Annotated in this window: 20 protein-coding genes and 1 tRNA gene; 11 read left to right on the top strand and 10 right to left on the bottom strand. The window is 66.1% G+C overall.

All coding sequences use genetic code 11. From position 1 onward, the window contains the following. Positions 1-86: 86 nt before the first annotated feature. Genes L0C21_RS00895 through L0C21_RS00885 form a run of 3 tightly spaced genes read right to left on the bottom strand, consistent with a single transcriptional unit; the run spans position 87 to position 1,748 of the window. Positions 87-788 carry a GNAT family N-acetyltransferase gene (locus tag L0C21_RS00895; RefSeq protein WP_259278775.1) on the bottom strand — a complete coding sequence of 234 codons (702 nt, stop codon included), beginning with the start codon at positions 786-788 and terminating at the stop codon, positions 87-89. Continuing rightward, positions 670-1,266: a GNAT family N-acetyltransferase gene (locus L0C21_RS00890; RefSeq protein ID WP_259278774.1), complete on the bottom strand. Its 597-nt coding sequence runs from the start codon at positions 1,264-1,266 to the stop codon at positions 670-672. The genes L0C21_RS00895 and L0C21_RS00890 overlap by 119 nt, the downstream gene beginning before the upstream one ends. Beyond that, complete coding sequence (locus tag L0C21_RS00885) at positions 1,170-1,748, bottom strand: GNAT family N-acetyltransferase (RefSeq protein ID WP_259278884.1); 579 nt, start codon at positions 1,746-1,748, stop codon at positions 1,170-1,172. The genes L0C21_RS00890 and L0C21_RS00885 overlap by 97 nt, the downstream gene beginning before the upstream one ends. 518 nt (positions 1,749-2,266) lie before the next feature. On the opposite strand from L0C21_RS00885, the gene L0C21_RS00880 reads away from it, so the two are divergent. Then, positions 2,267-4,957, top strand: coding sequence for a TonB-dependent receptor (locus L0C21_RS00880; protein WP_259276583.1), 2,691 nt, complete (start codon positions 2,267-2,269; stop codon positions 4,955-4,957). An 84-nt stretch (positions 4,958-5,041) separates the two neighbouring features. Here L0C21_RS00880 and L0C21_RS00875 read toward each other — a convergent pair whose 3' ends face one another. After that, entirely contained in the window at positions 5,042-6,169 is a 1,128-nt protein-coding gene (locus L0C21_RS00875; protein WP_259276582.1) for an energy transducer TonB, read from the bottom strand. 80 nt (positions 6,170-6,249) lie between these two features. Further along, the gene (locus L0C21_RS00870; RefSeq protein WP_259276581.1) at positions 6,250-8,307 is read right to left on the bottom strand and encodes a S9 family peptidase; all 2,058 of its coding nucleotides are present in this window, start codon (positions 8,305-8,307) and stop codon (positions 6,250-6,252) included. A gap of 549 nt (positions 8,308-8,856) precedes the next feature. Between L0C21_RS00870 and L0C21_RS00865 the strand changes: the two genes are divergently transcribed. From L0C21_RS00865 to L0C21_RS00855, 3 genes are all read left to right on the top strand, one after another. Next, the gene (locus L0C21_RS00865) at positions 8,857-9,648 is read left to right on the top strand and encodes an ion channel (RefSeq protein ID WP_259276580.1); all 792 of its coding nucleotides are present in this window, start codon (positions 8,857-8,859) and stop codon (positions 9,646-9,648) included. A gap of 81 nt (positions 9,649-9,729) precedes the next feature. After that, entirely contained in the window at positions 9,730-11,628 is a 1,899-nt protein-coding gene (locus L0C21_RS00860) for a M1 family metallopeptidase (RefSeq protein WP_259276579.1), read from the top strand. Positions 11,629-11,767: 139 nt separating this feature from the next. Continuing rightward, positions 11,768-12,724: a DMT family transporter gene (locus tag L0C21_RS00855; RefSeq protein ID WP_259276578.1), complete on the top strand. Its 957-nt coding sequence runs from the start codon at positions 11,768-11,770 to the stop codon at positions 12,722-12,724. A gap of 10 nt (positions 12,725-12,734) precedes the next feature. Here the strand turns inward: L0C21_RS00855 and L0C21_RS00850 are convergent, their stop codons facing one another. Then, a complete protein-coding gene (locus L0C21_RS00850) occupies positions 12,735-13,685 on the bottom strand; it encodes a cation diffusion facilitator family transporter (protein ID WP_259276577.1) in 951 nt (316 codons plus the stop codon). A 272-nt stretch (positions 13,686-13,957) separates the two neighbouring features. Here L0C21_RS00850 and L0C21_RS00845 point away from each other — a divergent pair, with 272 nt between their 5' ends. Further along, positions 13,958-15,544, top strand: coding sequence for a peroxidase family protein (locus L0C21_RS00845; protein ID WP_259276576.1), 1,587 nt, complete (start codon positions 13,958-13,960; stop codon positions 15,542-15,544). 114 nt (positions 15,545-15,658) lie between these two features. Here the strand turns inward: L0C21_RS00845 and L0C21_RS00840 are convergent, their stop codons facing one another. After that, entirely contained in the window at positions 15,659-16,066 is a 408-nt protein-coding gene (locus L0C21_RS00840; protein ID WP_310593343.1) for an ArsR/SmtB family transcription factor, read from the bottom strand. 384 nt (positions 16,067-16,450) lie between these two features. Between L0C21_RS00840 and L0C21_RS00835 the strand changes: the two genes are divergently transcribed. Both L0C21_RS00835 and L0C21_RS00830 read left to right on the top strand, forming a co-directional pair. Continuing rightward, positions 16,451-17,209 (top strand): PEP-CTERM sorting domain-containing protein, encoded by a 759-nt coding sequence (locus L0C21_RS00835; RefSeq protein ID WP_259276575.1) that lies wholly within the window; start codon positions 16,451-16,453, stop codon positions 17,207-17,209. Positions 17,210-17,691: 482 nt separating this feature from the next. Further along, positions 17,692-19,113 carry an MFS transporter gene (locus L0C21_RS00830; RefSeq protein WP_259276574.1) on the top strand — a complete coding sequence of 474 codons (1,422 nt, stop codon included), beginning with the start codon at positions 17,692-17,694 and terminating at the stop codon, positions 19,111-19,113. Between the two features lie 29 nt (positions 19,114-19,142). Here the strand turns inward: L0C21_RS00830 and L0C21_RS00825 are convergent. The 3 genes from L0C21_RS00825 to L0C21_RS00815 form a co-directional block, all read right to left on the bottom strand. Then, positions 19,143-19,218, bottom strand: a tRNA-Thr gene (locus L0C21_RS00825). 256 nt (positions 19,219-19,474) lie between these two features. After that, positions 19,475-20,338 carry an RNA polymerase factor sigma-32 gene (locus L0C21_RS00820; RefSeq protein ID WP_259276573.1) on the bottom strand — a complete coding sequence of 288 codons (864 nt, stop codon included), beginning with the start codon at positions 20,336-20,338 and terminating at the stop codon, positions 19,475-19,477. Positions 20,339-20,937: 599 nt separating this feature from the next. Beyond that, positions 20,938-21,207 (bottom strand): BolA family protein, encoded by a 270-nt coding sequence (locus tag L0C21_RS00815; protein ID WP_259276572.1) that lies wholly within the window; start codon positions 21,205-21,207, stop codon positions 20,938-20,940. Positions 21,208-21,282: 75 nt separating this feature from the next. On the opposite strand from L0C21_RS00815, the gene L0C21_RS00810 reads away from it, so the two are divergent. From L0C21_RS00810 to L0C21_RS00795, 4 genes are all read left to right on the top strand, one after another. Then, entirely contained in the window at positions 21,283-21,885 is a 603-nt protein-coding gene (locus tag L0C21_RS00810) for a J domain-containing protein (RefSeq protein ID WP_259276571.1), read from the top strand. Positions 21,886-21,915: 30 nt separating this feature from the next. Beyond that, the gene (gene cobS, locus L0C21_RS00805) at positions 21,916-22,935 is read left to right on the top strand and encodes a cobaltochelatase subunit CobS (protein ID WP_259276570.1); all 1,020 of its coding nucleotides are present in this window, start codon (positions 21,916-21,918) and stop codon (positions 22,933-22,935) included. 9 nt (positions 22,936-22,944) lie between these two features. After that, positions 22,945-24,819, top strand: coding sequence for a cobaltochelatase subunit CobT (gene cobT, locus L0C21_RS00800; RefSeq protein ID WP_259276569.1), 1,875 nt, complete (start codon positions 22,945-22,947; stop codon positions 24,817-24,819). Positions 24,820-24,921: 102 nt separating this feature from the next. Beyond that, a complete protein-coding gene (locus L0C21_RS00795) occupies positions 24,922-26,061 on the top strand; it encodes an esterase-like activity of phytase family protein (protein ID WP_259276568.1) in 1,140 nt (379 codons plus the stop codon). The last annotated feature ends 111 nt before the right edge of the window (positions 26,062-26,172 follow it).

Raw genomic sequence — 26,172 nt, 5'->3', positions numbered from 1 at the left:
CCGGCCCCGTGTCGGCAACATGCGTCCAGTCCTGCATTGCTGGGTATTTCTCTCGCTCCGGTCCTTCAGGGAGTACGCGCACGCACCTACGCAGGGTCGATGGCAATGCCGTGCCGGTTGAGCCCGCCCTGGTAGAGGATTCGCCGTCGCCGGTCGGTCACCAGGAGGCCGGCGCGCCGCCAGCCGCTGGCAAGAAATGCGTTCTGGGAACTGATGTTGGTGGCGCTGACATGGGAGACGAAATGCGATGTGCCTTCCTCGCTGAGGCCGCGCACCACGTGGCGGATCAGCCGCTGCGCCAGGCCGCGCCCCCGCCAGGCGGGATAGGTGTAGAGATAGCTGAGGAAGCCCGCGGCCGGCGGCAGCTTGATGAAAAGCGGAACGGGCGTTTCAACCGCCACCGGAGCGCGTAGGTCCACGGTGAGTTGGGTCAGCACCGCATCGCCATCCACCAGGGCATAGACCCGGCCGCCGGCGCGGATGATCCGGCGCACATTATGGCCGCTCTGGCGGGAGAGCCGGCTCACCAGCGCCTCGCCGCAGGCATCGCAATCCGCCAGGGTGCGAAGGGCCGTGAACCGGGCCTCCGGGCTGGCGTCAATGCCGGCGCTGCTATGGCCGCCTGCCGCCTGCGCGGTTCGCAGGTCGCCGGCCGAGGCCAGGAAAACGTCATAAATCTCGATCGGCATTACGCGCTTCATCAGCCAGGCCGTGGTTCCGCGCAGGCCGCCCGGCTTCAGGGCGGCGCGCAGGCGCTCGTTCTGTTTCAGACGCGCCGGCAGTCGCAGCTCCGCCATTGGTTGCCTCAAGCGTTGGGGTCCCGCGCAGCCACTTCTTCAGCCGCGCCTTCACGCCCCAACGCTCGGCTACGTTTCCCAGTGCCTCGACGCCAAGGTGGAAATTGCGGTGTGTTGCGATCAGGACGCGGTTTGAAAGGCTCGGGCGCAGCAGCAGCACGTCGGCGCAGTCCACGCAGCCGGTGGCGAACAGCCGCTTGTGCTGGCCGTCGCCTTCGGTGAAATCGAAGAAGCGGTGGCGCCGCTCGGCGAACAGGCGCGCCATCGCCTCCAGTTGCAAGACGGTGCCCGGCGAGTGGGCGGCCAGCGCCGGGTCATACCCGAGGTGGGAATAGATCACGCAGCCCTGCCGCACGGGCGCGTAGAGATAGCTCACCGGCTCCCCGGCCAGGAACAGCAGGTAGCCGCGCTCATTGTCCTCTGCCGCGCTGGCCAGCATCTCGGCGCGGAAGGCCTCGCCGTCCGGCAGGCCGCTGCCCAGCAGCCGTTCCTGGTAGGTTTTTTCGAAACCAAGCGGGCCAGCGCGTGAAACGTCTCCATCTGGACGGGGGTGCGGTATTCCCGCACGTCGAGCCGCCCGCCGGAGAGCTGCTCGAACCGGCGCACCTTGCGCTTCAGCGTCGAGCGGGACTTGGGCGAAAAGCCCGCTAGATACTCCTCGAAGCTGCCCTCCAGCCGCGCGTAATGGCGGGGGTAGCGCTGGCGCACGTATAGCAGCAGGTCGTCCGCCCGCGCCTCGATGGTCCCAAGCTGGTCGGAGGCGACGGAGCGCAGCAGCAGGCCATCCGCGTGCGGCGGCAGCGGCGGCAGGGTCACGTCCGCCGCATCGAGCAGGCTTTCCAGATCCTGGCTGCGTGAGAGCAGGCGGCGTCGAACCGTTGCCAGCGTGCGTTCGCCGATCTGGAAGCGCAGCGGCAAGATCAGGGAGCTGTCGGGCGCGCCGGGGTCCATCAATAATTCCATCAAATGGATTGATAAGAACTGAATGAGAAAAAGAGCACGCCAACTATAATCATGCGAATTGGTGCTATTTTACCGGCTATGTTCGTGAAAAAATATATCATTCTTTTAAATGATATATGGCGATAATTCTTCCTGTCGTCCGTAATTTAATTCAAGGCAGCGCCGCTGGCCGGCTCGGCCCGTTTGCCTCCCGCGCCTTTGGGGGGCGTCTTCCCAGGCGTGCTGGGAGGGAAAGGCTCGCTCCTTCCCCAGGTCGACCAGCCCCCAATCGAAACCCAGGCCCCCCCGAGCCCAGACCTAGCGTGTGATGCGGCAGTCGGTAGAGTTGCACAAAAGACGCGGGCTTTAATCCTTTACCTGGGGGTTAATTCAAATCACTTAATCACAACCGCATAAGTGATAGGCTTCCAAGAGACTGAGCCAAAAAATAAAAATCGATTGGCCGTCCGGAAAGACAGGGCTCGGCGCGCAGTGCAGACGCCGCGGCTGAACATGGGGAGGAGCGAATGCGAAAGAGTGTATTTCTGGCATCCGTATGCGTTCTCGGCTTCCAAAATCTGGCGCTGGCCCAGACGGAGGAGCCGGCGACCGGCGCGACTGCCCAACCGGCTACCCGGTCATCGGCGGCTGAACTGGGGCAGATCATCGTCACCGCCACCCGGCGCGCCCAGGCCTTGTCGGAAGTGCCGATCGCGGTCTCCGCGGTGACGGCCGAAAGTCTTGAGCGCTCCGGCGTCAGCGACATCCGCCAGCTGAACCAGCTCGCGCCGTCGCTGCTGGTCTCCTCCACCTCGTCCGAAGCCAACACCGCCGCCCGCATCCGCGGCATCGGCACGGTGGGCGACAACCCAGGGCTTGAAAGCTCGGTCGCCGTGTTCATCGATGGCGTCTACCGCGTCCGCAACGGCGCTGGCCTTACCGAGCTGGGCGATCTCGAGCGCATCGAGGTGCTGCGCGGCCCGCAGGGCACGCTGTTCGGCCGCAACGCCTCGGCGGGCCTTATCAACGTCATCACCAAGAAGCCCAGCTTCGATTTCGGTGCGGGCGGCGAGGTGACCTACGGCAACCATGATTTCCTGCGCCTTGGCGGCTATGTCACCGCCCCGATCGTGCAGGACACGCTGGCGGCCCGGTTTGACGCGGTCTACTCCGAGCGCGACGGTTTCCTTGAGGACCCGACGACGGGCTTCCAGATGAACGACCGCGATCGCTACATGCTGCGCGGCCAGCTGCTATTCACGCCCAACGACAACCTCGAGATGCGGCTGATCGCCGACTACGCCAAGACCGACGAGCATTGCTGCGGCGCGACCTTCCAGCCGACGGTTGAGACTTACGTGGATGCCGACGGCAACATCGCAACGCGGCCCAACCCGTTCGTGCCGCTGCTGGAGAGCCTGGGCGGGCGCTACAACTTCAACACGTTTGATCGCGAGATCGCCGTCACGCCGGGCAAGGAAACCCAGAGCCCGACCGAGGATTGGGGCATCTCGCTCCAGGCCGACTGGGACATGGGCTTCGCCAACCTGACCTCCATCACCGCCTACCGCGACTACTCCTCGCTGCTCTACGGCGATACGGACTACACGAACGTGGACATCCTCTATCGCGATCCGGGCAGCGGCCGCGAGTTCAAGACCTTCTCGCAGGAGCTGCGCCTGCAGGGCCGCGCCTTCGACAACCGGCTGGACTGGCTGGTCGGCGCCTACTTCGCGGATGAATCGCTGGAGATGGTGGACCGGCTGAAGTTCGGCAGCGATTACGGCCAGTTCGCTTCCTGCCGCGTGGTGCCCGAGGCGCTGCGGATTCTCGGCGTGCCGGGGTGCCGCGTGCCGCAGACCAGCGCCATTCTCAGCGCGGTGGCCGGGGCGCACGGCGGGCGCATCATTGAGGCGCTCGACCTGCTCGGCGGCATGAACAACGTGGGCGACGAGAACTCCCTGTTCAAGCAGGACAGCCAGAACTGGGCGCTGTTCACCCACAACGTCATCAGCATCACCGATAAGCTGAGCCTGACGCTCGGCGTGCGCTACACCGAGGAAACCAAGAAGCTGCGCGCCACCTTCGACAACAGCAACACCTTCTGCCCCAATCTGAAGCAGACACTGGCGCCGGTATTCCTCGATCCGGCCGCCAACCCCACCGCTCAGGCGCTGGCGGGCGGCATCATCGCGCTGGGCTGCCAGGGCGGTAACACGGCGGAGCTGAACGCGCTCACCCTGGCCGACAAGACCAAGGACAGCGAGTGGACCGGCACGGGCGTGCTGTCCTACCAGTTCAACGACGACCTGATGGCCTACGTCAGCTACGCCAAGGGCTACAAGGCGGGCGGCTACAACCTGGACCGCTCCGCGCTCGATACGCCTGGCGCGACCCTTACCGCGTCCGACGTGGAGAACCTGCGGTTCGATCCCGAGAAGGTGGACGCCTACGAGGCGGGCTTCAAGTACACGGGCGGCAGCTTCAACCTGAACGTGGCGGCCTTCCGCCAGCTGTTCAAGAACTTCCAGCTCAACACCTTCAACGGCCAGTTCTACTTCGTTCAGACCGTCAACAGCTGCGGCACGGACCTGGGCGGGGCGGATCGGGACGCCTCCGGGGCGACCGGCGCATGCAACCCGAACGATGTCCGGGCGGGCGTCGTCACCCAGGGCATCGAGGTCGAGGCGACGGCCTTCCCGTCCGACGACATCACCGTGTCGGCCGGCCTCACCCTGGCGGATACCAAGTACCGCAAGAACCTGGTGGGCGGGGCGGACGGTGTGCCGCTTGATCCGGTGCTGTTCCTGCTGCCGAACCAGCGCCTGTCCAACGCGCCCAAGTATGTCCTCACCGGCTCGTTCGCCTATACGCCGCAAATCGGCGGCAACGGCATGAGCGCCCTGTTCTATGCCGACTTCCGCTACAGCTCGGACTACAACACCGGCTCCGACCTGTTCCCGGAGAAGATGCAGGACGGCTACATGGTGGTGAACGCCCGCGTCGGCCTTTACGGCGAAGAGCGGCGCTGGGGCTTGGAGCTGTGGGCGCAGAACCTGCTCAACAAGGACTACCGGCAGGTCGCCTTCAACGCGCCGTTCCAGGGCAGCGGCTCGTCGGCGCAGACCGCCGCCTTCGGCACCACGGCCAACCAGATGTTCACCAACTTCCTGGCCGAGCCGCGCACCTATGGCCTGACCTTCCGGGTGCGCTACTAAGCAGCGCCTGAAAGGCCGGAAACGGGAAGGCCCGCGCTTCGCAGCGCGGGCCTTTTCTTTTGCCCGAGACGGGGCGGGCCGTCCTCAGGGCAGGCGACTGCCGGTGCGCGCCTCGCGCTCGCGGGAGACATTGAACCTCTGGCTGTGCTCGCGCGAGACTTCCGGCACGCCGTCGTGAATCACCGGCACCCAGCGCCATTTCTTCATCGCCTCCACCACATAGGCGGGATACTGCGGGTTGCCCGAGATCAGCTCGCCGCGAATGTTCTGGGCGCGGCCATCCGGGCCGATGTCGAAGTGCGCGGTCGCCGAGGTGGTCATCCGGTCTTCGTTCCAGTCCTCCAGCGGGTCTGGGCTCCACATCACCAGCGCCTTGGGCTCCGGGTTCTCCTGGGTGTTGGCGATGATGCGGGCGATGGCCGCATCGGCCTTCTCCTGCTCGCCCATGCGCGCCAAGGTGGCGGCCAGGGTGCCCATGGTCTGATGCCACAGGGAAGCCTGCGCCTTGTCGTCGGGCGACAGCTTGGCGACGATTCCCTCCAGCCGCCGCACCGCCTCGTCGTGGCGCCGTCCTTCGATGTCGTAGATGGCGAGCATCCGCAGGATCGCCAGCCGGTTGAGGTTCGCAGGCGGTAGTTTACCGGCGATGCGCTCGGCGGCCTCAAGATGCCCGCTGGCATTGCCCCATGGGCCCGAGCGCATCCGCCCCAGCATCTGGCTTTGACGGGCATATTCAATATGGACGAGGGCAAGTTCCGGGCTATCCGGCCCGAACGCTTCCTCCGTTGCTGCGATGAGGGCGAGGTATTCGTTCTTCGCGTCCGCCCAATAGCCGCGCGCCTTCGAGAGATCGATGACGACATTGTGCAGGTAAAGCCGGTTCTTGGCCGAAGCCGGGCCTTTTTCCTTGAGATCCTTGATGATCGCCTTGATCTCTCGCAGGCTGGCGTCGATGTCCGTGCGGGTGCGCCCCGCCATGTCCGCCATGTTGATGGCAAGGTTCACCAGCATTTCTTCAGATGGCGCGCCTGCCTCCCTGTAAAGCCGCAGCGCTTCCTGGCTGTGGGCATAGGCGGCCTGGTTGTCCCCCGCTTCCAGCGCCTTGCCCATGGCTTGGTTGGCGGCCTTCCAGTCCGCCGCCGCCCAGGCGTCGCTCGCCCCGGCGCTGGCAAGCAATATCAACCCCAGCGCCACTCCCCTCTTGTTGACCATGAATTCCCCCCCTCCAATGTTTTCGAGCCGGAACAATATTGACCGACTAGTCTGATTGGAAGACACAAGGGCGCATCGCGCTACTCGGCGGCTGGGGGTGTCGATGCCGCTGAAGCCGCCACCGCCGCTTCCAGCCCCGGCACATGCGCCGCCCCCTCTTGAATGCGGACGCTGGAGCCCTTGAGCGCGGCGCCGATCGGCTCGGCCCGGCCGCCCAGGCAGGGTTGGAGGAAGTTCTCAGCAATGGCCATGAAGGCGATGTTGTTCTCCGGCCGGGCGAAGCCGTGGCCTTCGTCCGGGTAGAGCGCGTAGGTGACCGGAATGTTCTTGGCTGTCATCGCCGCGACGATCTGGTCGGATTCGCGCACGTTGACGCGCGGGTCGTTGGCCCCCTGGCCGATGAGCAGCGGCCGCTTGATGGCATCGACGCGGAAAAGCGGCGAGCGGTCCCGCAGCAGGGCGCGCCCCTCCTCGGTGGTGGGGTCGCCCATGCGCCGGTAGAACTGCCGCCGGAGCGCTTCCCAGTAGGGCGGAATGGTCTCGAGCAGGGTGAAGAGGTTGGACGGGCCGACGATATCAACGCCGCAGGCGAAGCGCTCGGGCGTGAAGGTCATCCCCACCAGCGTCGCATAGCCGCCGTAGGAGCCGCCCATGATGGCCACCTTGTCCTTAGCGGCGATGCCTTGCCCGATGGCCCAGTCGACCGCATCGATCAGGTCGTCGTGCATCTTGCCGCCCCACTCCAGGTCGCCTGCCGAAATGAAGCTTTTGCCAAACCCGGTCGAGCCGCGGAAATTCACCGAGAGCACCGCATAGCCCCGGTTGGCCAGCCACTGGTGAAGCCGCGTGAAGCCGGAGGTATCCCGCCCCCACGGGCCGCCGTGGACGAGCAGAACCATCGGCACCGGCCGGTCGGGCCGGGCGTTGCCGTCCGCGTCGCTTCCGGGCGGCAGGGAGACGTAGCCGGTCAGCGTCAGGCCATCGCGGGAGCGCATCTCGACGGAGTGCATGTCCACCAGCGGCGCGGCCTCCAGCTGCGGCAGGGTGCTGAACAGCCTGGTCAGCACTCTCGCCTGGCGATCATAAAGGTAGGTCGCCGGCGGCGCATCGGTCGGGCTGGCGGATACCATCCAGCGGTCATCGGCCAAGGTGCGGGAGGTCACCTCGATCTCGCCGTTCAGCTTCTCCTGCAGAAAGGCTATGTCCGGGGCGATTTTTGGGGCCAGCGCCGTCCACTGCGTCTCCAGGTAATTGACCGCATAGGCCTGCATCTCGCCCGTCTTGGGGTCGGCCAGCACGTCGGATACATCCGCCCGGTCCGATTGCCCGAGGATGGTCTGCTTCCCGCTCGTCATGTCCTGCGCCACCAGCGCCGCCTTGTCCCGCCCGCTGGACATCATCCAGTAAAGGGTCTTCCCGTCGGCGTTGAAGCCGAGCGGCAGGGTGGTGAGCGAATCCTCCAGCCCGACGGAGAGGAAAGGCTTCGGCTCGATCGCGCCGCCCATGATGCGGTGGTAGTCCGTGCCACCGTCATCCCGGGCCTTGGCGGCGAGGCGGAGGTTGAGATTGCGGTCGGCGATGAAATCGGCATAGCCGTCGTTCTGCTGCACCAGCGTCAGCGCGCCGGTTTTCAGATCGATGCTGTAAACATCGTGCCAGCGCGGGTCGCGGTGGTTGAGGCCGACGAGAATTCGGTCCGTCACCTGCGGGCTGATGCCGACGACGCGGTTGCGAACCTTGGGGAAGGGCGTCAGCACCCGGTGCTGGCCGGTGTGCACGTTCACGCTGTGAAGCTTGAAGTTCTCGTCCCCGCCATCATCCATGTTGTAGAGAACCTGCGCGGAATCGGGCGACCAGTAGTAGAAGCGGATCGGCCGCGTTTTCTCCGCGCTTACGGCGCGCGCCTGCGAAGGGTTGTCGGCCGGGGCCACCCAGATGTTCAGCACGCCATCTTTTGGCGCCAGCCACGACAGCCATCTGCCATCCGGGCTGATGCGCCCCACGCTTCGCGCCGGGTTGCCGAAGATGGCCTCCCGCGGGATCAGCGGCGTTGCGGTCCCGCTCGCGGCTTCCGCCGCAAGCGCTGGTGTCTGGCAAAGCGATGTAAGCAGCAGTGCTGCAACGACGGCCTGGCGCATCCTGTCCTCCCCCTGATGCCCGTGCGCGAAGAAGGTGAGGCTGCATCAAACGGCGGGCCCGCGCAATTGGCCGGGTAGGCGAATGGCATGCCTTTCCGGGCGGAAAAGCGATATATTCCTAATATGTTATGGTGAGCCAGCGCCAGGAGGGGCTCAGGTGGCCGCCATGGAAAAATCGGCGGGGGAGAACCCCCGCCGATGTATTTTCCGGAAACGTATTTTTGGAAAGTGCTCAATCTCTTGAGCGAATTAAAGATAAGAAGGATAGACATTCCACGTCAGATCAACGCGCTGGTCGAGTGCCTTGAGGAAGGGTTGCCGACCCCTCAGGGCAATGTGGAAATTACCATCCGGGAACAGGGGCAGGCAAGCCATGCCGCCAGTTCTTATAGTCGTAGATTCAGGGTCCTTGTTGGAGTGTCGCGGGGCGGTTTGTGATTGCCTCGGGGGCCGTCCTGGCGTTTTCTCACTGACGCCAGGGGTTCGCGCCCGTGCGGTGGTCTTCGCCGGCGGGAGGAGGCGCGGCGCCATAGGGTTGGGGAGTTGGTGATGAGCGTACGATCGGACCGGAGTATGGCGAAGCGGGATATGGCGAAGATCGTTGTCTTTCTGCGCCGCCTCTATGCCAACGATGGGTTCCAGTTCGGCCTCCTCATCTTCGATGTCCTGACCGTCCTGTCCTTTCTGGTGCTCACCTTCACGCCTCACACCCTGTGGGTGGATATCTTCGATGCCGTGCTGGGCGCGTTGCTGCTGGCGGAGGTGATGATGCGCGGGCTGGTGTCCTACAACCGGCCCAAGTTCTGGCGGCAGCCGAGCACCATTCTCGATTTGGTGATCGTCTGCTCCCTCCTCTGGCCGGGGTTCACCGGCAGCTTTGCTTTCCTGCGGGTTCTGCGCGTGGTGCGGCTGGTGCGGGCGGTGCCTTTTCTGCGCGACCTGCCCAAGCGGCACCTGTGGCTGATCGAAAAGGGCGAGCTGCTCCGCAGCGCGGTCAACCTGCTGATCTTCGTGTTCGTCGCCTCGGCGCTGGTCTACGAGGCGCAGGCGGACCAGAACCCCGCCATCAACACCTTCAGCGACGCGCTCTATTTCACCGTCACGACGCTGACGACCACCGGCTTCGGCGACGTCACCCTGGTGGGCGAGAGCGGGCGGCTGATCTCGGTCGTCATCATGATCGTCGGCATCTCGCTGTTCGTGAAGCTGGCGCAGTCCATCGTCCGCCCGTCCAAGGTCTACTACCCTTGCGACCAGTGCGGCCTCAGCCATCACGATCCGGATGCCGTCCACTGCAAGCACTGCGGCAACCAGCTCGCCATCCCGACCGAAGGGCTGTAGATCCCGCCCCCATTGCCCTGGCGGGACGCGGCCGTTAACGTTGCCGGCAATATTCTTTTTCAGTCTGAAAGGCGTCTTTTCATGCGCTCACTCGTTGCTGCCGCCTGCGCGGGCCTTTTGCTCAGCGCCGCGCCCGCTGCCCTTGCCGCGCCCCAATCCCAGCGCGCTGCGGCCCCGGCCGTCGCGCCGATCCTGACCACGCCCGAGGCGAAGGACGCGATGACCTACGCCCGGCCGGAGATCGCCCGCGTTACCCATGTGGACCTGGACCTTGCCGTTGATTTCGACCAGCAGACCCTCAGCGGCACGGCGGCGCTGTCGGTTCTGGCCCAGCCGGGCGCGAAGGAGATCATCCTGGATTCCGAGAACCTCGCCGTCACCCGGGTGACGGATGACAAGGGCCGGGCGCTGCCGTGGACCATCGGCGCGGCGGAGCCGGAGAAGGGCGCGCCGCTCACCGTGCAGCTGAACGGGGCGAAGCGCATCATCGTGCACTACACCGCCCGGCCGGGGGCGAGCGCCCTGCAGTGGCTGCCGCCCGCGCTGACGGCAGGCAAGAAGAAGCCGTTCCTGTTCAGCCAGGGGCAGGCCATCAACAACCGCAGCTGGATCCCGACGCAGGACAGCCCCGGCATCCGCCAGACCTGGACCGCCCGCCTCGTGGTGCCAGAGGATCTGATGGCGGTGATGAGCGCCGAGCGGCTGACGCCCGAGGGCGAACCGGCGGGCGATGGCCGCCGCGCCTTCCGCTTCGCCATGGACAAGCCGGTGCCGCCGTACCTCATCGCGCTGGCGGTGGGCGATCTTGCGTTCCGTCCGCTGGGCCCGCGCACCGGTGTCTACGCCGAGCCCTCCATGCTGGACCGCGCCGCCTACGAGTTGGCCGATACCGAGAAGATGGTGGAAGTGGCCGAGAAGCTCTACGGCCCCTACCGCTGGGGCCGGTATGACGTGCTGGTGCTGCCACCCGCCTTCCCCTACGGCGGCATGGAGAACCCGACGCTCACCTTCCTCACCCCCACCTTCCTCACCGGGGACCGCTCCAACGTGAACCTGGTCGCGCACGAGCTGGCGCACAGCTGGTCCGGCAACCTCGTCACCAACGCCACCTGGCCGGACGGCTGGCTGAACGAAGGCTTCACCAGCTACTTCGAGAACCGCATCATGGAGGGCATGTACGGCCGGGAGCGCGCCGTGCTGGAAGCGGATCTGGACTGGGATGTCCTGATGCGCGAGATCGAGCTGGCCGGCGGCATGGATGCGCCCGCCACCCGCCTGCGCGGGGATGACGGCGAGGAGTCGGGCCAGATCGACTACATCAAGGGCTCGCTGTTCCTGCGGACGCTGGAGACCATCCTGGGCCGCGAGCGGTGGGACGCCTACCTTACCTCCTACTTCAACCGCCATGCCTTCCAGCCGCAGACGACGGCGGGCTTCCTGGCCGACCTGCGCCAGCATGTCGTCAAGGGCGACAAGGCGCTGGAGGAGAAGCTCCAGCTCGACAAGTGGGCCTACGGCACCGGCCTGCCGGACAACGCGGTGCGCCTCCACTCCGAGGCGCTGGCCGCCGTGGACGCGCAGGTGAAGGCGTTTGCGGAAGACGACGCCTCCGCCGCCAGCCTCCAGACCAAGGGCTGGTCGACGCAGGAGTGGCTGCGCTTCGTGGGCAACCTGCCGCGCGCGCTGTCCGCGGAGAAGCTGGCGGATCTGGACAAGGCCTTCAACCTGTCCCGCTCGCCCAACGCCTATGTGCGCTCGGCCTGGCTGGAACTGGCCATCGCCAACCGCTGGGAGCCCGCCGTGCCCGCGCTGGAGGAGTTCCTCAACAGCGTCGGCCGCACGCTGTTCCTGCGCCCGCTTTACCGGGAACTGAAGGAGCAGGGGGACTGGGGCATGGCCATCGCCAAGCGCGCCTACGCCACCGCCCGCGACACCTATCACCCCAACACCGCATCGACGATCGACGCGATTCTGAAGTAATTCAGGCAGGGAAGCTTTTGGCAGGAGGGGGCCGCGTGCGCGGAGGCGCACAACGATCAAGCCCCTCCTGCACCTCCCTTTCGTTTTCCCGCAAGACGGCGGCTTTCCGCTCCGCTATAGCGGCGGCGGAGGTTGGCGTATGCGTGCGGACAGCAAACTGCTTTTGGGCACCCTCAGCGGCATGGGGGCGGGCGCGTTGTGGGGGCTGGTGTTCCTGACGCCCCAGATCGCGGGGGATTTCTCGCCGCTCCAGCTCTCGGCCGCGCGGTATCTCGCCTATGGCGTCATCGCGCTGGCGCTGCTGCTGCCGCGCTGGCGGCGGATATCGGGGGCGGTCGGCCGGGCGGAATGGGTTGCGCTCGTCTGGCTGAGCCTGCTTGGCAACATCATCTATTACCTGTTCCTCGCCGCTGCCGTGCAGATGGCGGGCGTTGCGGCCTCCACGCTCATCGTCGGCTGCGTGCCGGTGGTCGTCACCGTGGTCGGCAGCCGGGAGAGCGATGCGGTGCCGCTGCGAACGCTGCTGCCGTCGCTGGCGCTGGCGGTCGTTGGCGTCGGTCTCATCGGCTGGGAGTCGCTGGGCCGGGAGAGCGCGGGCGGCGACCCGTGGCGACAGCTCATCGGCATCTTCTGCGCCTTCGGGGCGCTGTTTTCCTGGTCGGCCTATGCGGTGTTCAACAGCCGCTGGCTCGCCCGCCTGTCCCATGTTTCGGCGCATGACTGGTCGCTGCTCACCGGCGTCGTCACCGGCGCGCTGGCGGTGGTGCTCGCGGTGCCCGCCTTCGCCCTCGGCGGCGAGGCCCATGGCGGGGAGGCCTGGCTGCGCTTCTGGGGCGTCAGCTGCGCGGTAGCGCTGGGCGCATCCATCCTTGGCAACGGGCTGTGGAACCGCGCCAGCCGCCTGCTGCCGCTCACCATGGTCGGGCAGATGATTATCTTCGAGACGCTGTTCGCCCTGCTCTACGGCTTCCTGTGGGAAAACCGCTGGCCGACCGCGCTGGAAGTGATCTCCTGCGTGCTGCTGGTGGCGGGCGTGCTGTGGTGCGCCTCCTCCCACGGGCGCAAGCCGAGGGCGGAGGGCAAGGCCGCGGCGTGATGCGGCCTGCTCAGGCCTTGTAGCGCTTCATCTTTGCCTGCTGGTATTGCTCCGTGCTCTGCGGCTTGACGAACAGGGCGGAGATCTCCGGGTGGGCCTGCCGCACGCGGTCTTCGATGTTGCTCACGGCGGTCTCGATGTCCCCGGCCAGCAGCTGGTCGTCGAAGTCCACGCTCAGCGCGGCCACCACCTGGTCGGGCGCGAGGTGGCTGGTGATGACGCCATTGGCATGGGTCACGCCCGGCTCCGCGTCCGCGATGGCGAGGATGGACTGGCTGAGGCGCGCGTCGGCCCGCTCGCCGATGAGCAGGTTCTTGCTCTCGCGGGCCAGCACTGCGGCCACCACCGCCAGCAGCAGGCCGATGCCGATGGAGGCGAGGCCATCGATGCGGGTATCCCCCAGCTGCACCGAGAGGAACACCCCGGCAAAGGCGATGACGAGGCCGAGCAGGGCGGCGGTGTCCTCCAGCAGCACCATGAAGGAGGGCGGGTCCTTGCTCTTCCGCACCGCTTCCAGATAGCCCATGTCCCCCTTCAGCCGGCGGAAGGAGCGGAAGGACACCCACCACGACACGCCCTCGAACAGGAACGACAGGCCCAGCACGATATAGCTCACGTGGGGATCGGCGATCGGCTCCGGCGCCAGTATGTGCATCACGCCTTCATAGAGGGAGACGCCCGCGCCCACCGCGAAGATCAGCAGGGCGACGATGAAGCTCCAGAAATACAGCTCCCGCCCGTAGCCGAGGGGATGCTCCCGGTCCGGCGGGTTGCCGGCGCGGCGGATGCCATAGAGCAGCAGCACCTCGTTCCCGGTGTCGACGAGGGAGTGGATGCCCTCCGACAGCATGGAGGAGCTGCCCGTCCACCCTGCGGCGATGAACTTGGTGATGGCGACCAGAAGATTGCCGATGAGCGCCGCATAGATGGGCGCCTTGGAGGAGACGGGGCCGGATGTCATGCCCTCACAATGAGTGTCGCCACCAGATGTTCCGCTGGCAACCAGGCTTGCATCACGTTGATGCGGGGGATGCCGGAGACGATCCGATCCGGTCGTCGGTTTCGGTGTCGCTCTGCCCGCCATCTTCCGGCAATGCCGTAGCCGCAGCAAGAGAACGACTATTAGAAATATTAAATAAAATGAGTAACTTATGGTAGAATACCGGCCGAATCCGCCTGTTTGCGGTTTGGGCGGCGTGGTAGCTTTTCCCTTCCTGATCGAGGGAGGCGGCTATGCTTCACGGCGTCGAGCGGTATCTGATCGAAGGCGAGGGGCTGGTGGAGGGGGCGCTGATCCCGTCTGCCTTGCGCGCGGCACGGGCAGGGCCGGAACTGGCGCTGCGGGCCACCGATCCCTTCCAGAGCCCGGAGAAGCGCCTGCTCGCGCCCCGGCAGCGGTTCTGCCGCCTGTTCGACAAGGGGGTCCAGCCTGATGCGGAGGCGCTCATTGAGCTGGGCCTCGCCATGGAGACGGAGGTGGATGTCACCACTGATCCCAACAGTTCCATCCCGGCGGGCTACACCTATCTCGGCCAGTTCATCGACCACGACATCACCTTCGACAAGACCAGGCTGACGCGCGGCGGCGCGGCGGATCCGGACGCCACGGCCAGCCATCGCACGCCGTCGCTCGATCTCGACAGCCTCTACGGCGGCGGGCCGGAGGTCAGCCCCCAGCTTTATGAGGCGGATGGCGCTACCCTGCGGGTGGGGATGTGCAGCGAGAGCGTGGATGGAGACGGAAACCCGGTCCCGGCAGTGCCGAATGACCTGCCGCGCGAGGACCGCAAGGCGATCATCGGCGACCCCCGCAACGACGAGAACCTGGCCATCGCCCAGCTGCACCTGACCTTCCTCAAGTTTCACAGCAGCTTCGTGCGGGAGCTGCGCGCGGCCTATCCCACCTTGCCGCCCGCCCGCCTGTTCCGCCGCGCGCGGGAGGCGACGATCCGCCACTATCAGCGCATCGTGCTGCGGGACTTCCTGCCGCGCATCGTTGATGCCAACGCCATCCAGCAGGTGCTGCTGAACGGCCACACGATCTTTCCGCCAATGCTGCATGACATGATGCCCATTGAGTTCTCGGTGGCGGCCTATCGCTTCGGCCACTCGATGGTCCGGCCGGTCTATGACTGGAACCGCTTCTTCCACTCGCAGGAGGGGGCCATCACCCAGGCGACGCTGGAGCTTCTGTTCGAGTTCACTCAATTCTCCGGCTCCGATCCCGAAACCGAACTGCCCTTCTTCGGCGGTGATACCCTGCCGTCCAACTGGGTAGCGGACTGGCGGATGCTGTTCGAGATCGAGGGGCACCCGCCGGAGCCCCTGTTCGTCGTCAACCGCGCCCGCAAGATCGATACCAGCATGGCGTTTGCGCTGAAAAGCCTGCCCGAGTTCTCCGGCGCGGGAGAGGCGGACCCGGCGCTGCTGTCGCTGGCCAGCCGCAACCTGCTGCGCGGGCGGCTGGTGGCGCTGCCGCATGGCCTGCAGGTGGCGGAGCGCATCATCGTCACCGGCCTGCCGCACGAGCGGCTGACGCTCGACCAGCTGCGCGGCGGCCCGCATGGGGCAACGCTGGAGCGGGTGGGGCTGCTGGAGACGCCGCCGCTATGGTATTACATCCTGCGCGAGGCGGAGCTGAACGGCGGCGAGCCGCTCGGCCCCGTTGGCTCGCGCATCGTGGCGGAGACCATCATCGCCCTCATCCGCAATTCAGACGTCTCCATTCTCGACCAGCCTGGCCCCATCGGGCTGGCGGACATTCCGCGCTATTCCATGTCCGACATGCTGCTTCGGGTGAACGAGCTGATGCCGGTGTAGGGAGCTATTCGGGCCAACCGCGCCGCCTCTTCGCGCTTTGGGCAGGGCGGGGGCACCCGCCGGCCGGCGGATTGCAGGCAGCCGTAAACCTTGCCCGGCGCTTCCCGGCTTTTCTTAGCTTTCGGTGGGGCAGCAGGTCGTGGCGGCGTTGTCGCTGCCGCGAATCTCCGGGTGGCCGTGGCAGCAGTCTTCCATCAGGAAGGTAATGAGGCCGCGGGCGCCTTCATAATCGGCGGCATAGAAGATCTGGCGGCTCTCCCGGCGCGAGACGGCAAGGCCCGCCCGCTCCAGGGTAGCCAGGTGGTGCGACATGGTAGAGGCGGGAACGCCGAGATGCCGGGCGATCGCGCCTGCGGTCAGGCCGTCGGGCCCGGCCTGCACCAACAGGCGAAACACGGTCAGGCGCGTGTCCTGCGCCAGGGCGGCGAAGGCGTTGATGGCATCGGCCTGTTCCATGAGCATTCGGCTCCTGCCCTTGGTTTCGATCTTCATGGAAATATTGAGCGCGGGGAAGATGGTCAAGCCATTGTTCCCGCAATCACCGAATAAAGGTGTCTTTGCCCGTGCAGGAAACCCCTGGGGTCGAAAGGCCAGGGTGGTTTGCGGCGAGCGGATGGCGGATTTTTAAGAAAGATAATAAGTTAAGTAGTCATCGGTGCGAGCAAATAATAAATATAAAATCTATAAACTGCATTTGATACGGCAATAAAACTGTCGGTTATATTTACGATTAAAGTAAAATTAACAGGATTTAATTGTTACGGAGAGTGCGGAATTCAGCGACTGGCCCGAAAGTTGCTTTGTTGGACGGCGGAAGCTCCGCCGTTGGGGCTTTCTTGTTGGGCTTGGGGAGCCGGTTGTCAGATGTCGGCTGCCCGCAAGGCCTATCGGGACAGGAGATACCAAATGAAAATAATGATGAGTATGTTTCTTGCAGGCGTTGCGGCGCTTGGTCTTTCGCACAGTGCGTCAGCCAGTCTGGTTGTTTTGAACTCTGATGACACGAACGGTTTCGGCTTCGGCAACGTGAACCGTGACCTGACGATTCAGGAAACCGGACCCGATCAGGACGGCACTGAGTCCGGCTGTGTCGGCATTACCGGCGGCGGCTCGTTCGCGGTCGGCAGCGGGGCCTGCTTGCCCAACGAGTCTGGCGTGTTCATGGGCAACGGCGTCGTCAATTTGGGCGGTAACGAGCCGCCGCCGCTGACTGATGACCTGAAGTACGGAACTCCCACGATCGGCTCGCTCGGCATCACGGATGCAAGCGAAATCCTGATCGTCTTTGATGCCACCGAGCCCGGCGGCGATGGTTTGACCATCACTGACCTGACCCTGAAGTTCTATGATGGGGGCACTCTGCTTCTGGCCATCGACGGCGATGCCACGTTTGCGACCACCAGCCCAGGCAACGGCATTGCCGACTACATTTTCGGCATCGACGCCGCGCAGCAGGAAGAAGTGAACGAAGTCATCTTCAGCGCTGAGGACTTCGGCGATTTCCGCATGGCGCTGGAGGCCACCATCGAGGACGTTGACGGCGGTCCCGAAAGCTTCGTCATCGTTCGCGGCGAAGGCGGCGTGCCGGTGCCCGAGCCTGCCTCTCTCGGCCTGCTGGGCCTGGGCATTGCCGGTCTGGGTCTGGCGCGCCGGCGTCGGAATTAATCTGGTTTCCGCGTAACCCTCGCATTGGAAAACGCTCCCCTCACCGGGGAAAACTGGAGGGCGGCATCACCCTGCCGCCCTCTTTTTGGGCCCCCGCTTTCTTTGGCTGCGTTCCGCTTGATATCAGCAGGGGCGCTCGGCCAGCGGCTTTGCCCCTCGCGCTTCTTCTGTTTTTTTCATGTCCTGTTTTTATGGCTGTGCAGACGCAGATGGACGCCCCTGCTGGATTATTCTTGGATTTTAAAGGATCGCGATGGGCAGCAGCCCGCTGCGCTTCATTCTACGGCGATGATGAATTGCTGAATGATTTTAAGGAACGATTGCCTCTTTAATTTCCGCCACGCAGCGCCAGGCATGCAAGGCCCAGCCCATGGCGGGGTTGCCAGTGCGGATTGGCGAATGTGGATTTGTCCGCGGCAAGCGGCCATAGTGCCGGGCGATCTGATTTTAAATCGTTCAAACCCTTCGCCGGCATCCCCTCTATGAGCGAACACAGGCACGCCCCTTCCACCTGGGCCGATCTTCTGGCTGCAGGCCGGTTGCCGCGCTTTGCCCTCATCTGCCTCGGGGTCTGGCTGAACGCTGCCGATGCCCTGGTCACCGCCACCATCATGCCGAGCGTCGGGGCAGACCTTGGCGGCTATGCCTTCTTCAGCTGGTCGGTTGCCGGCTTCCTGCTGGGGGCCATCCTTGCCGGGGCCTCAGCCGGCCGGTTTTCCGAAATTGTCGGGCTGCGGCCCGCCACGGTCATGGCCGGTCTGGTGCTGACGGCCGGGTGCGTGCTCAGTGCCCTTGCTCCAGGCATGGGTCTGTTCCTGCTTGGCCGGGTCGTTCAGGGCGCCGGCAGCGGCTGGATGTCCGGCCTTGCCATGGTCGCCATCGCCTTCCTGTTTCCCGAGCGGCATCTGGGGCGCATCTTTGCCGCCGTGGCTGCCGTCTGGGGTTTGGCGACCATCCTCGGCCCTCTGCTCGGCGGGCTGCTGGCGGCGGCAGGCTCCTGGCGCACTGTCTTCTGGATCTTCGCGGCGCAGGCCGCCCTCTTTGCCGTGGCCGCCCGCTTTCTGCTGCCGCGGGAGGCCACGCCGGCCCAGGCCGCAACGGTGCCCTGGCGCCAGCTGGGCCTCTTGTGCCTTGCCGTTGCCGCCATCGGCTGTGCGGATATGATCCAGCGGCCGGGCCTGGCCCTGGCCCTGGTCGGCCTGGGTCTGGGATTGCTCGTGTGGCTGCTCCGGTTCGACCGGCGGGCGACGCATCGCCTGCTGCCGCGCATGGCCGCCAACCTCGGCGCCGTGCCGGGCGCGGGCTATGCCGCCATGTTTTTCCTTACCGCCACGTCCATCGGCTTTCTCATCTATGGCCCGGCGCTGTTGCAGCAGCTGCACGGCCTCACGCCGCTGGCCGCAGGCTATGCGGTGGCCGCCCATGCCATGGCCTGGACGCTGGCCGCCTTCGTCGTCTCGGGCGCCACGCCGCAAACGGGTGACCGCTGGATACGGCTGGGGGCGGCGTGCATCCTTGCCGGCCCCATTCTCCTCGCGCTGGTGATGCGCGAGGCGGCCGTGCCCCTGGTCATTGCGGCGGCGGTAATAATGGGGGCGGGCTTCGGCTTTTCCTCCGCCCTGATGAACCGCCGGGTGCTGGCCGCCCTGCCGGATGAGGACCGCGCCATCGGCAGCTCCGCCCTCATCGCCGTGCGCCAGACAGGCGAGGCGGTAGGCGCGGCCATTGCAGGCGCAACGGCCAACCTGGCGGGCTTCGGCGCGGGGCTGACGCTTATCAGCGCCCGGTCGACGGCGCTGTGGGTGTTCATCGCGGCTCTTCCCCTGGCGTTGGCGGGCGCCATGGCCGCCTGGCGGATGACGCGCCTGCCCCACGGGGAGGACGGTCAGGGCACGGGCGGCTGAGAGGCCAGGGCGGGAGAGTGGTTGGGAAGTGGTGCCGGATGTCGGACTCGAACCAACGACCTACCGCTTACAAGGCGGTTGCTCTACCAGCTGAGCTAATCCGGCACGCCGCAGACAAGTCTGCCCAAAGACGGTTTGGGATGTATGTCTTGCCTTTGGAGCGGAATCAACGCCCCTTTGGGAAAATTCTCATGTTTGCGAGGCTGATGAGGTGGCGGCCCGCCATGTTGGGGTAGGGCCTTGCTGGTGTGGAGGGAGGAGGAGAGGCAGGTCCGGCGCGGCAGGCAACGGGGCATCGTCCGTCCCCTCTCCGGGCGTGCCCGCCCGTTGCTCACCGCGCCGGTGCCCCCCTCCGTGGTCCTCAGCCGTAGCTGCTGACCAGTCCGGCGCTCACCGGGTCCCCCACCCGGTTGATGAGCGCCGTACGAAGCTTGTTGAGCGCCTGGGTTTCAATCTGGCGCACCCGTTCCTTGGAAATGCCGAGCCGCTCGCCCAGCGCCGCAAGCGTCACGCTGTCGTCGCCCAGCCGGCGCTCGCGGATGATGGTCATCTCCCGCTCGCTCAGAATCTTCATGGCGTCGCGCAGCAGGTCCATCTTCACGCGGCTGTCGTTGATCTCCTCCAGTTCCTCGTCCGGCTGGGGCGCATCGGAGGCGAGGAAATCCATCCATTCGCTCTCGCCGTCCTCGCCCACCATGGCGTTGAGCGAGCGGTCGTAGCCAGTCAGGCGCGCCTCCATCACCTCCACGTCCTTCAGCCGCACGCCCAGCTTCTCGGCCAGCAGCTGGCGCGAGGCGTAGGTCATGGGGCCGTCGTAGTCGCCCACGATCTGGGCGCGCAGGCGGCGCAGGTTGAAGAACAGGCTCTTGTGCGCCGCCGTGGTGCCGGTCCGCACGATCGACCAGTTCCTGAGGATGTAGTCCTGCATCGATGAGCGGATCCACCAGGAGGCATAGGTGGAGAAGCGAATCTCCCGTTCCGGTTCGAAGCGGCCGGCGGCCTCCATCAGTCCGACCGTTCCTTCCTGAATGAGGTCGGACACCGGCAATCCATAGCTGCGGAAGCGGCTTGCCATGGAGATGACCAGTCTTAAATAGGATCGTGTGAGCGCCCTGAGCGCATCTACGTCCCGCTGTTCGCGCCAACGGCGGGCGAGTTCCAGTTCATCCTCTTTTCCGAGCATGGGCGCGGACATGGCCGCGCGCAGCACTGCCTGACTTTCCATTCCCGAGGGCTGTGATGTTTTAAGCGCCATGAAGTCCCCCTGCGTCGGATCTTTCGGCTCCGCTGTCCGGCCGGGTGGCCGGGGCGCGAACGGGCAGGGCGGATCTGGCTTGTCCGAAGCCGCGCTGTGCGGTCACGCTGTGCTGTGGTGAAGCGGTCAAAGGCCAGAACACCCTTTTCATCTGCCGTGCGCCGCCGAACGGAGCGCGGCTGTTGACTCCGTAACAACCAGGAAGGCGTTGCGGACCCGTCAGACCCGTAACGTTCGAACTCGTCAAAGGTTGCGAGTCCTCTGGTCGGAATCGCGCGGGGCGGGACGGCGGAGAACCGGGAGGATGGCGGCCAGCCCGAAGGCGCGCGAGCAATCAAACCCTATGCGGGGAGCGCGTGAGCAAAAGGGCCAGGGGGGCTCACGTCCCCCTCAAGGCCCGCATACGTTTTCTTGGGGCATCGCCGGTCAAGCCGGCGTGCAGGCACTGAACACCAAGGGCCCCGCAGTTCATGCAGGGCGCGGCCCGGCCAAGCAGACGGGAGGGTGCGGGAAGGGGCTGGGATCCCCCTGCAAAACAAGCACTTCCTGCGAAGTGAAGGCCGCGGGCCCTAGCCTTCCGGCGTGGTGATCTTCAGGCTGAGCGCGTGGATGGGGTTGTTCATCAGGTCGGAGAGCGCCGCATAGACCATGCGCTGCCGTTCCACCCGGCTGCGTCCGGCAAAGGCGGCGGCGCAGATTTCCACGGTGAAATGGGTTTCCACCCCTTCCCGGTGGCCGGCATGGCCGCGGTGCTGTTCGCTGTCGTCCCGCACCACCAATGCGGTAGGTTGAAACGTTTCGCTCAAACGGCGGCTGACTTCCTTGGCAACAGGCCCCATATAAGCTCCATCCGGCAGCCGTGGCTGTTCGCTCCCCCCTTTACGAACCTGCATGCGTTACAGCAAGGAGAACCCGTGTCTGAGTATCAGTCCCGTCCCAAAGGCCGGTCCAGCCGGTTTCACGGCCGTGTCGTCCACGCCGATGGGCGGCGCTGCGACTCTCCGGGCTGCGCGGAGGCCGGTGAATTTCGGGCGCCCCGCTCACCCCGGCCGGAGCGGGACGGCTACCACTGGTTCTGCCTGGAGCATGTGCGCGCCTTCAATGCGGGCTATGACTATTTCAAGGGCCTGTCGGAGGAGGAGGTGGCGGCCGAGCGCGTGGGCCATCCATCGTGGGAACGAGGCAGCCGGCCCTTTGCCACCAACGCCAATCCGGCCGACCTGAACATCGATGATCCCCTCGGTATCCTGAAGGCCATGCAGGGGTTCACCCGCCGGTTCGGCGCGGGCGGCGCACGCCCGGACGGAACCCGCCTGTCGGCCAAGGACCGGCAGGCGTTGAAGGTTCTGGGACTGGGCGACGATGCCTCGCTTGAAGCCATCAAGAAACAATACAAACGGCTCGCGCGGCGCTATCATCCCGACACCAACGGCGGAGACCGCTCCCAAGAGCATCAGTTGCACAAAGTGATCGATGCCTATACGCATCTGAGCCAGTCGCCCGCTTTTTCGTCCTGACCCGCTAAGCTGTTTGCAAGGTTGCGATCTATGACTGCTGAAGCCCACGCCCACCGCCCGCGCACCGTCGCGCTCGAGGCCCCGGACATCACGGTGGATGCCCGGCAAACCTTTGGCGTGGATGTTGACCTCAAGGTGCCCGCTTTTTCCGTGGCCGATGAACACGTGCCCGAGCGGGACGATTCCTATGTGTTCGATCCGGATACCACGCTGGCCATTCTGGCGGGGTTCGCCTTCAACCGCCGCGTCATGGTCCAGGGCTTCCACGGCACCGGCAAGTCCACCCACATCGAGCAGGTGGCGGCGCGCCTCAACTGGCCGTGCATCCGCGTCAACCTCGATTCGCACATCAGCCGCATCGATCTGGTCGGCAAGGATGCCATCGTGCTGCGCGACGGCAAGCAGGTGACCGAGTTCCGCGAGGGCATCCTGCCCTGGGCGCTGCAAACCCCGACGGCCCTGGTGTTCGACGAATATGACGCCGGCCGGCCGGACGTAATGTTCGTCATCCAGCGCGTGCTGGAGGTGGAGGGCCGCCTGACCCTGCTCGACCAGAACCGGGTGATCCGCCCCAACCCCTGGTTCCGCCTGTTCGCCACCGCCAATACGGTGGGCCTGGGCGACACCACCGGCCTCTACCACGGCACCCAGCAGATCAACCAGGGCCAGATGGACCGCTGGAACATCGTGACGACCCTGAACTATCTGCCGGCGGAAACGGAAGTCGGCATCGTTGCGGCCAAGTGCAAGGCTTATGATACCGAGGCGGGCCGCAAGACCATCGCCAACATGGTGCGCGTCGCCGAGATGACGCGCCAGGGCTTCATCGCGGGGGACATCTCCACCGTCATGAGCCCACGCACGGTCATCACCTGGGCACAGAACGCCGAGATCTTCAAGAACGTCGGGTTCGCCTTCCGTCTGTCGTTCCTCAACAAGTGCGACGAGGCGGAGCGGGCGATCGTGTCGGAATATTATCAGCGCGCCTTCGGCGAGGAGCTGCCCGACTCCGTCGCCTCCAAGGCGCAGAAGGCGGCCAGCCGCAAGTAACGCCCCGTGATGCCCCCACCCAACCTGCTTGAGGACTTCCGCCAGTCGCTGGCCGCGACCATGCGGGCGCTCGGCCATCTGCCGGAAGCGGATGTCACCTTCACCGCCGACAAGCCGGCCCTGCTCGGCAACCAGGCGCGGGTGCCCCAGCCCATGCGGAACCTGCCGCCCGAGCAGGTGGCGGAGGTGCGCGGCTGGGTGGACGCCTATGCGCTGCGCCAGCGGCACCACGATGACAAGGTGCACGCCCGCAACCAGCCGGCGGCGGGGCTGGCGCGGGACATCTACAACGCGGCGGAGCAGGCGCGGGTGGAGGCCATCGGCAGCCGCGAGATGGCGGGCGTGGCGGAAAACCTTGCCCGCATGACCGAGGCGCGGGTGCGGCTTGATCCCATTTCCCGCGCCAAGAGTTCGGAGGAGGTGCCGCTGGCCAGCGCCATCGGCCTCATGATCCGCGAACGGCTGACCGGGCAGGCGCCGCCGGATGGTGCCCGCGTGGCGGTCGATATGGTCCGCGCCAGCATCGAGGCCAGGGCAGGCGCGCACCTGGACGCGCTGGAGGCCAACCTTCAGGATCAATCCGCCTTCTCCCGCATGACCCGCAGCATCATCGCGGACCTGGGGCTGGCGGACGAGCCGGTGGAAGACCCGGAAGAGCAGGAAGAGAACCAGAAGGACGAGGCTGACCAGTCCGGCGACCAGGATCAGGACGGCCAGGAGCAGTCTTCCGCCGCCGAAGGCGACCAGGACCAGGGCGGGGAGGAGATGGAGAGCCCTGCCGAGGCCCGCGGAGAGCAGTCCGGCGCGGAGATGGAGAGCGAGGATAGCGTCAGCCCCGAGCTGGGCGACGAGGGACCGGAGGGCGTTGCCCCCTGGCGGCCCAATGCGCCCCTGTCGGAGGCCACGCCCCAGTTCGACTACAAGGTCTACACCACCGCTTTCGATGAGACGGTGGCGGCCGAGGAGCTGTGCGACGCGGAGGAGCTGACCCGCCTGCGCGCCTATCTCGACCAGCAGCTCACCCACCTCCAGGGCGTGGTTACCAAGCTGGCCAACCGGCTTCAGCGCCGCCTCATGGCGCAGCAGAACCGCTCGTGGGACTTCGACCAGGAGGAGGGGCTGCTCGATACCGCGCGCCTGTCTCGCGTCGTTACCAGCCCCAGCCACTCCCTCACCTACAAGGTGGAGCGGGATACGGAATTCCGCGACACGGTGGTGACGCTGCTCATCGACAATTCCGGCTCCATGCGCGGGCGCCCCATTTCCATCGCCGCCATCTGCGCCGACATCCTTGCCCGCACGCTGGAGCGCTGCTCGGTGAAGGTGGAGATCCTTGGCTTCACCACCCGCGCCTGGAAGGGCGGGCAGTCGCGCGAGAAATGGCTGGCGGAAGGCCGCCCGGCCATGCCTGGCCGCCTCAACGATCTGCGCCATATCCTCTACAAGACGGCGGATGCGCCCTGGCGGCGCGCCCGCAAGAACCTGGGGCTGATGATGCGCGAGGGGCTGCTCAAGGAGAACATCGACGGCGAGGCGCTTTTGTGGGCGCACAACCGTCTGATCGGCCGGCCGGAGGAGCGCCGCATCCTCATGGTCATCTCCGACGGCGCGCCGGTGGATGATTCCACCCTGTCGGTCAATACCGGCAATTACCTCGAGAAGCATCTGCGGCAGGTGATCGGCTGGATCGAGGCCAAGTCGCCGGTGGAGTTGATCGCCATTGGCATTGGCCATGATGTGACCCGCTATTACAGCCGCGCCGTCACCATCATGGACGCCGAGCAGCTGGGCGGGGTGATGACCGAGCAGCTGGCCAGCCTGTTCGAGGCGGACCGGCGCCCGGCGTCCCGGCCCCAGGCCGGGCGAGGCGCGGCGCGGCGATAGGGTGGGCGGCCTGATGGCATTCGGCTCGCTGCCCGCCTGCCGGCCGTCTTTCCGGGCTTTCCTGCCACCTGTTCCTGTCCATGCGCGCCGGAGGCGCACGCCATGACGCCCTCCGCCCCCATTCGCAAGCGCGTTGTCCTCGGTCTTGTCGGCCTTGCCGCCGTCTGCGGGGCCTGGGCGGCGGCGCCCGGCCCGGCTGCGTTCGAGGCCGCGCGGCCGGTATCCGTCGCCATCACCGTCCGGCCGGTGCCGCTCGACACCAAGAACCCGGCGCAGGCCACGGTGGGCTCGCTCGCCTATCTGGGCGGCCTGCATGTCATGAGCGATGCGGAGGGCTTTGGCGGCTATTCCGGCCTGCGCGTTCTGCCTGACGGGCGGCTGCTCGCCATCTCCGACCGGGGCCACTGGCTGGCGGTCCGCCCGGTCGAGGCGAACGGGCGTCTCGTCGGCCTGAGGGACGGAATGCGTGGCCCGCTGCTGGATGAGGCCGGCGCGCCGCTCGCCGCGCCCGACTATGACGCTGAGGGGCTGGAGGTGGTCCAGGGCCCGGCGGGCGGCCTCAGCATGCTCGTCTCCTTCGAGCGGAACCATCGCATCTGGCGGTATTCGGCTCCGATCGAGGCTGTGCCGGTCAGCGCCGGGGCCGAGCCTCAGACCGAGGCCGCGCAAGGCCACCCGGCCCAGGCCAAGGGCCTGACGGCGGCGCTGCGCCAGCCACCCCAGCGGCTGGCCGGATGGTTGGAGGACTGGCCCGGCGGCCTGCCCGGCAACGGAGGCATCGAAGCGATGGCGGTGCGCGGCGATGGCGCTGCTCTGCTGTTGGCCGAAGATACGAGCATGGGCCGCTTCCGCCGGAGCGGGGACGCGCCATGGTCCATGGTGAAGTATCAGGGTGTGCCGGATTTCAAGCCCACCGATGCCGTATTCCTGCCCGTCAAGGGGCGGCATCTGGCGCTCGTTCTCTCCCGCCATTTCTCCCTGATGGATGGCGTGGCTGCCACCCTGGAACTGGTTGATCTGGACACGGTTGGCAGCGACGGCAGCCTTGCCGGAAAGCTGCTGGCCCGGCTCGCCCCGCCGCTTAGCGTCGATAACATGGAGGCCCTGGCGGTTGCGCCGCGCGGCGATGGCTGGGATGTTTATGTGATGGCGGACAACAACCAGAATCCGCTGCAGCGCACGCTGTTGCTGAAGTTCGCCCTGCCTGCCGCTGCGGTGCCCGCCCCCGTGGGCGGGAAGTAGGCCACGGCGCTGCGGGGTTGGCCCTACGGCCTTCCCTTCCTTGCGGAAGACGGCCTTACTCGGGGCGCACAAAAAGACACCGCGCCGGAATATCCGGCGCAGTGTCCCTGA

Source organism: Pedomonas mirosovicensis (genome assembly GCF_022569295.1).
Classification (GTDB): domain Bacteria; phylum Pseudomonadota; class Alphaproteobacteria; order Sphingomonadales; family Sphingomonadaceae; genus Pedomonas; species Pedomonas mirosovicensis.
This window is presented reverse-complemented; position numbering and strand designations above follow the sequence as displayed.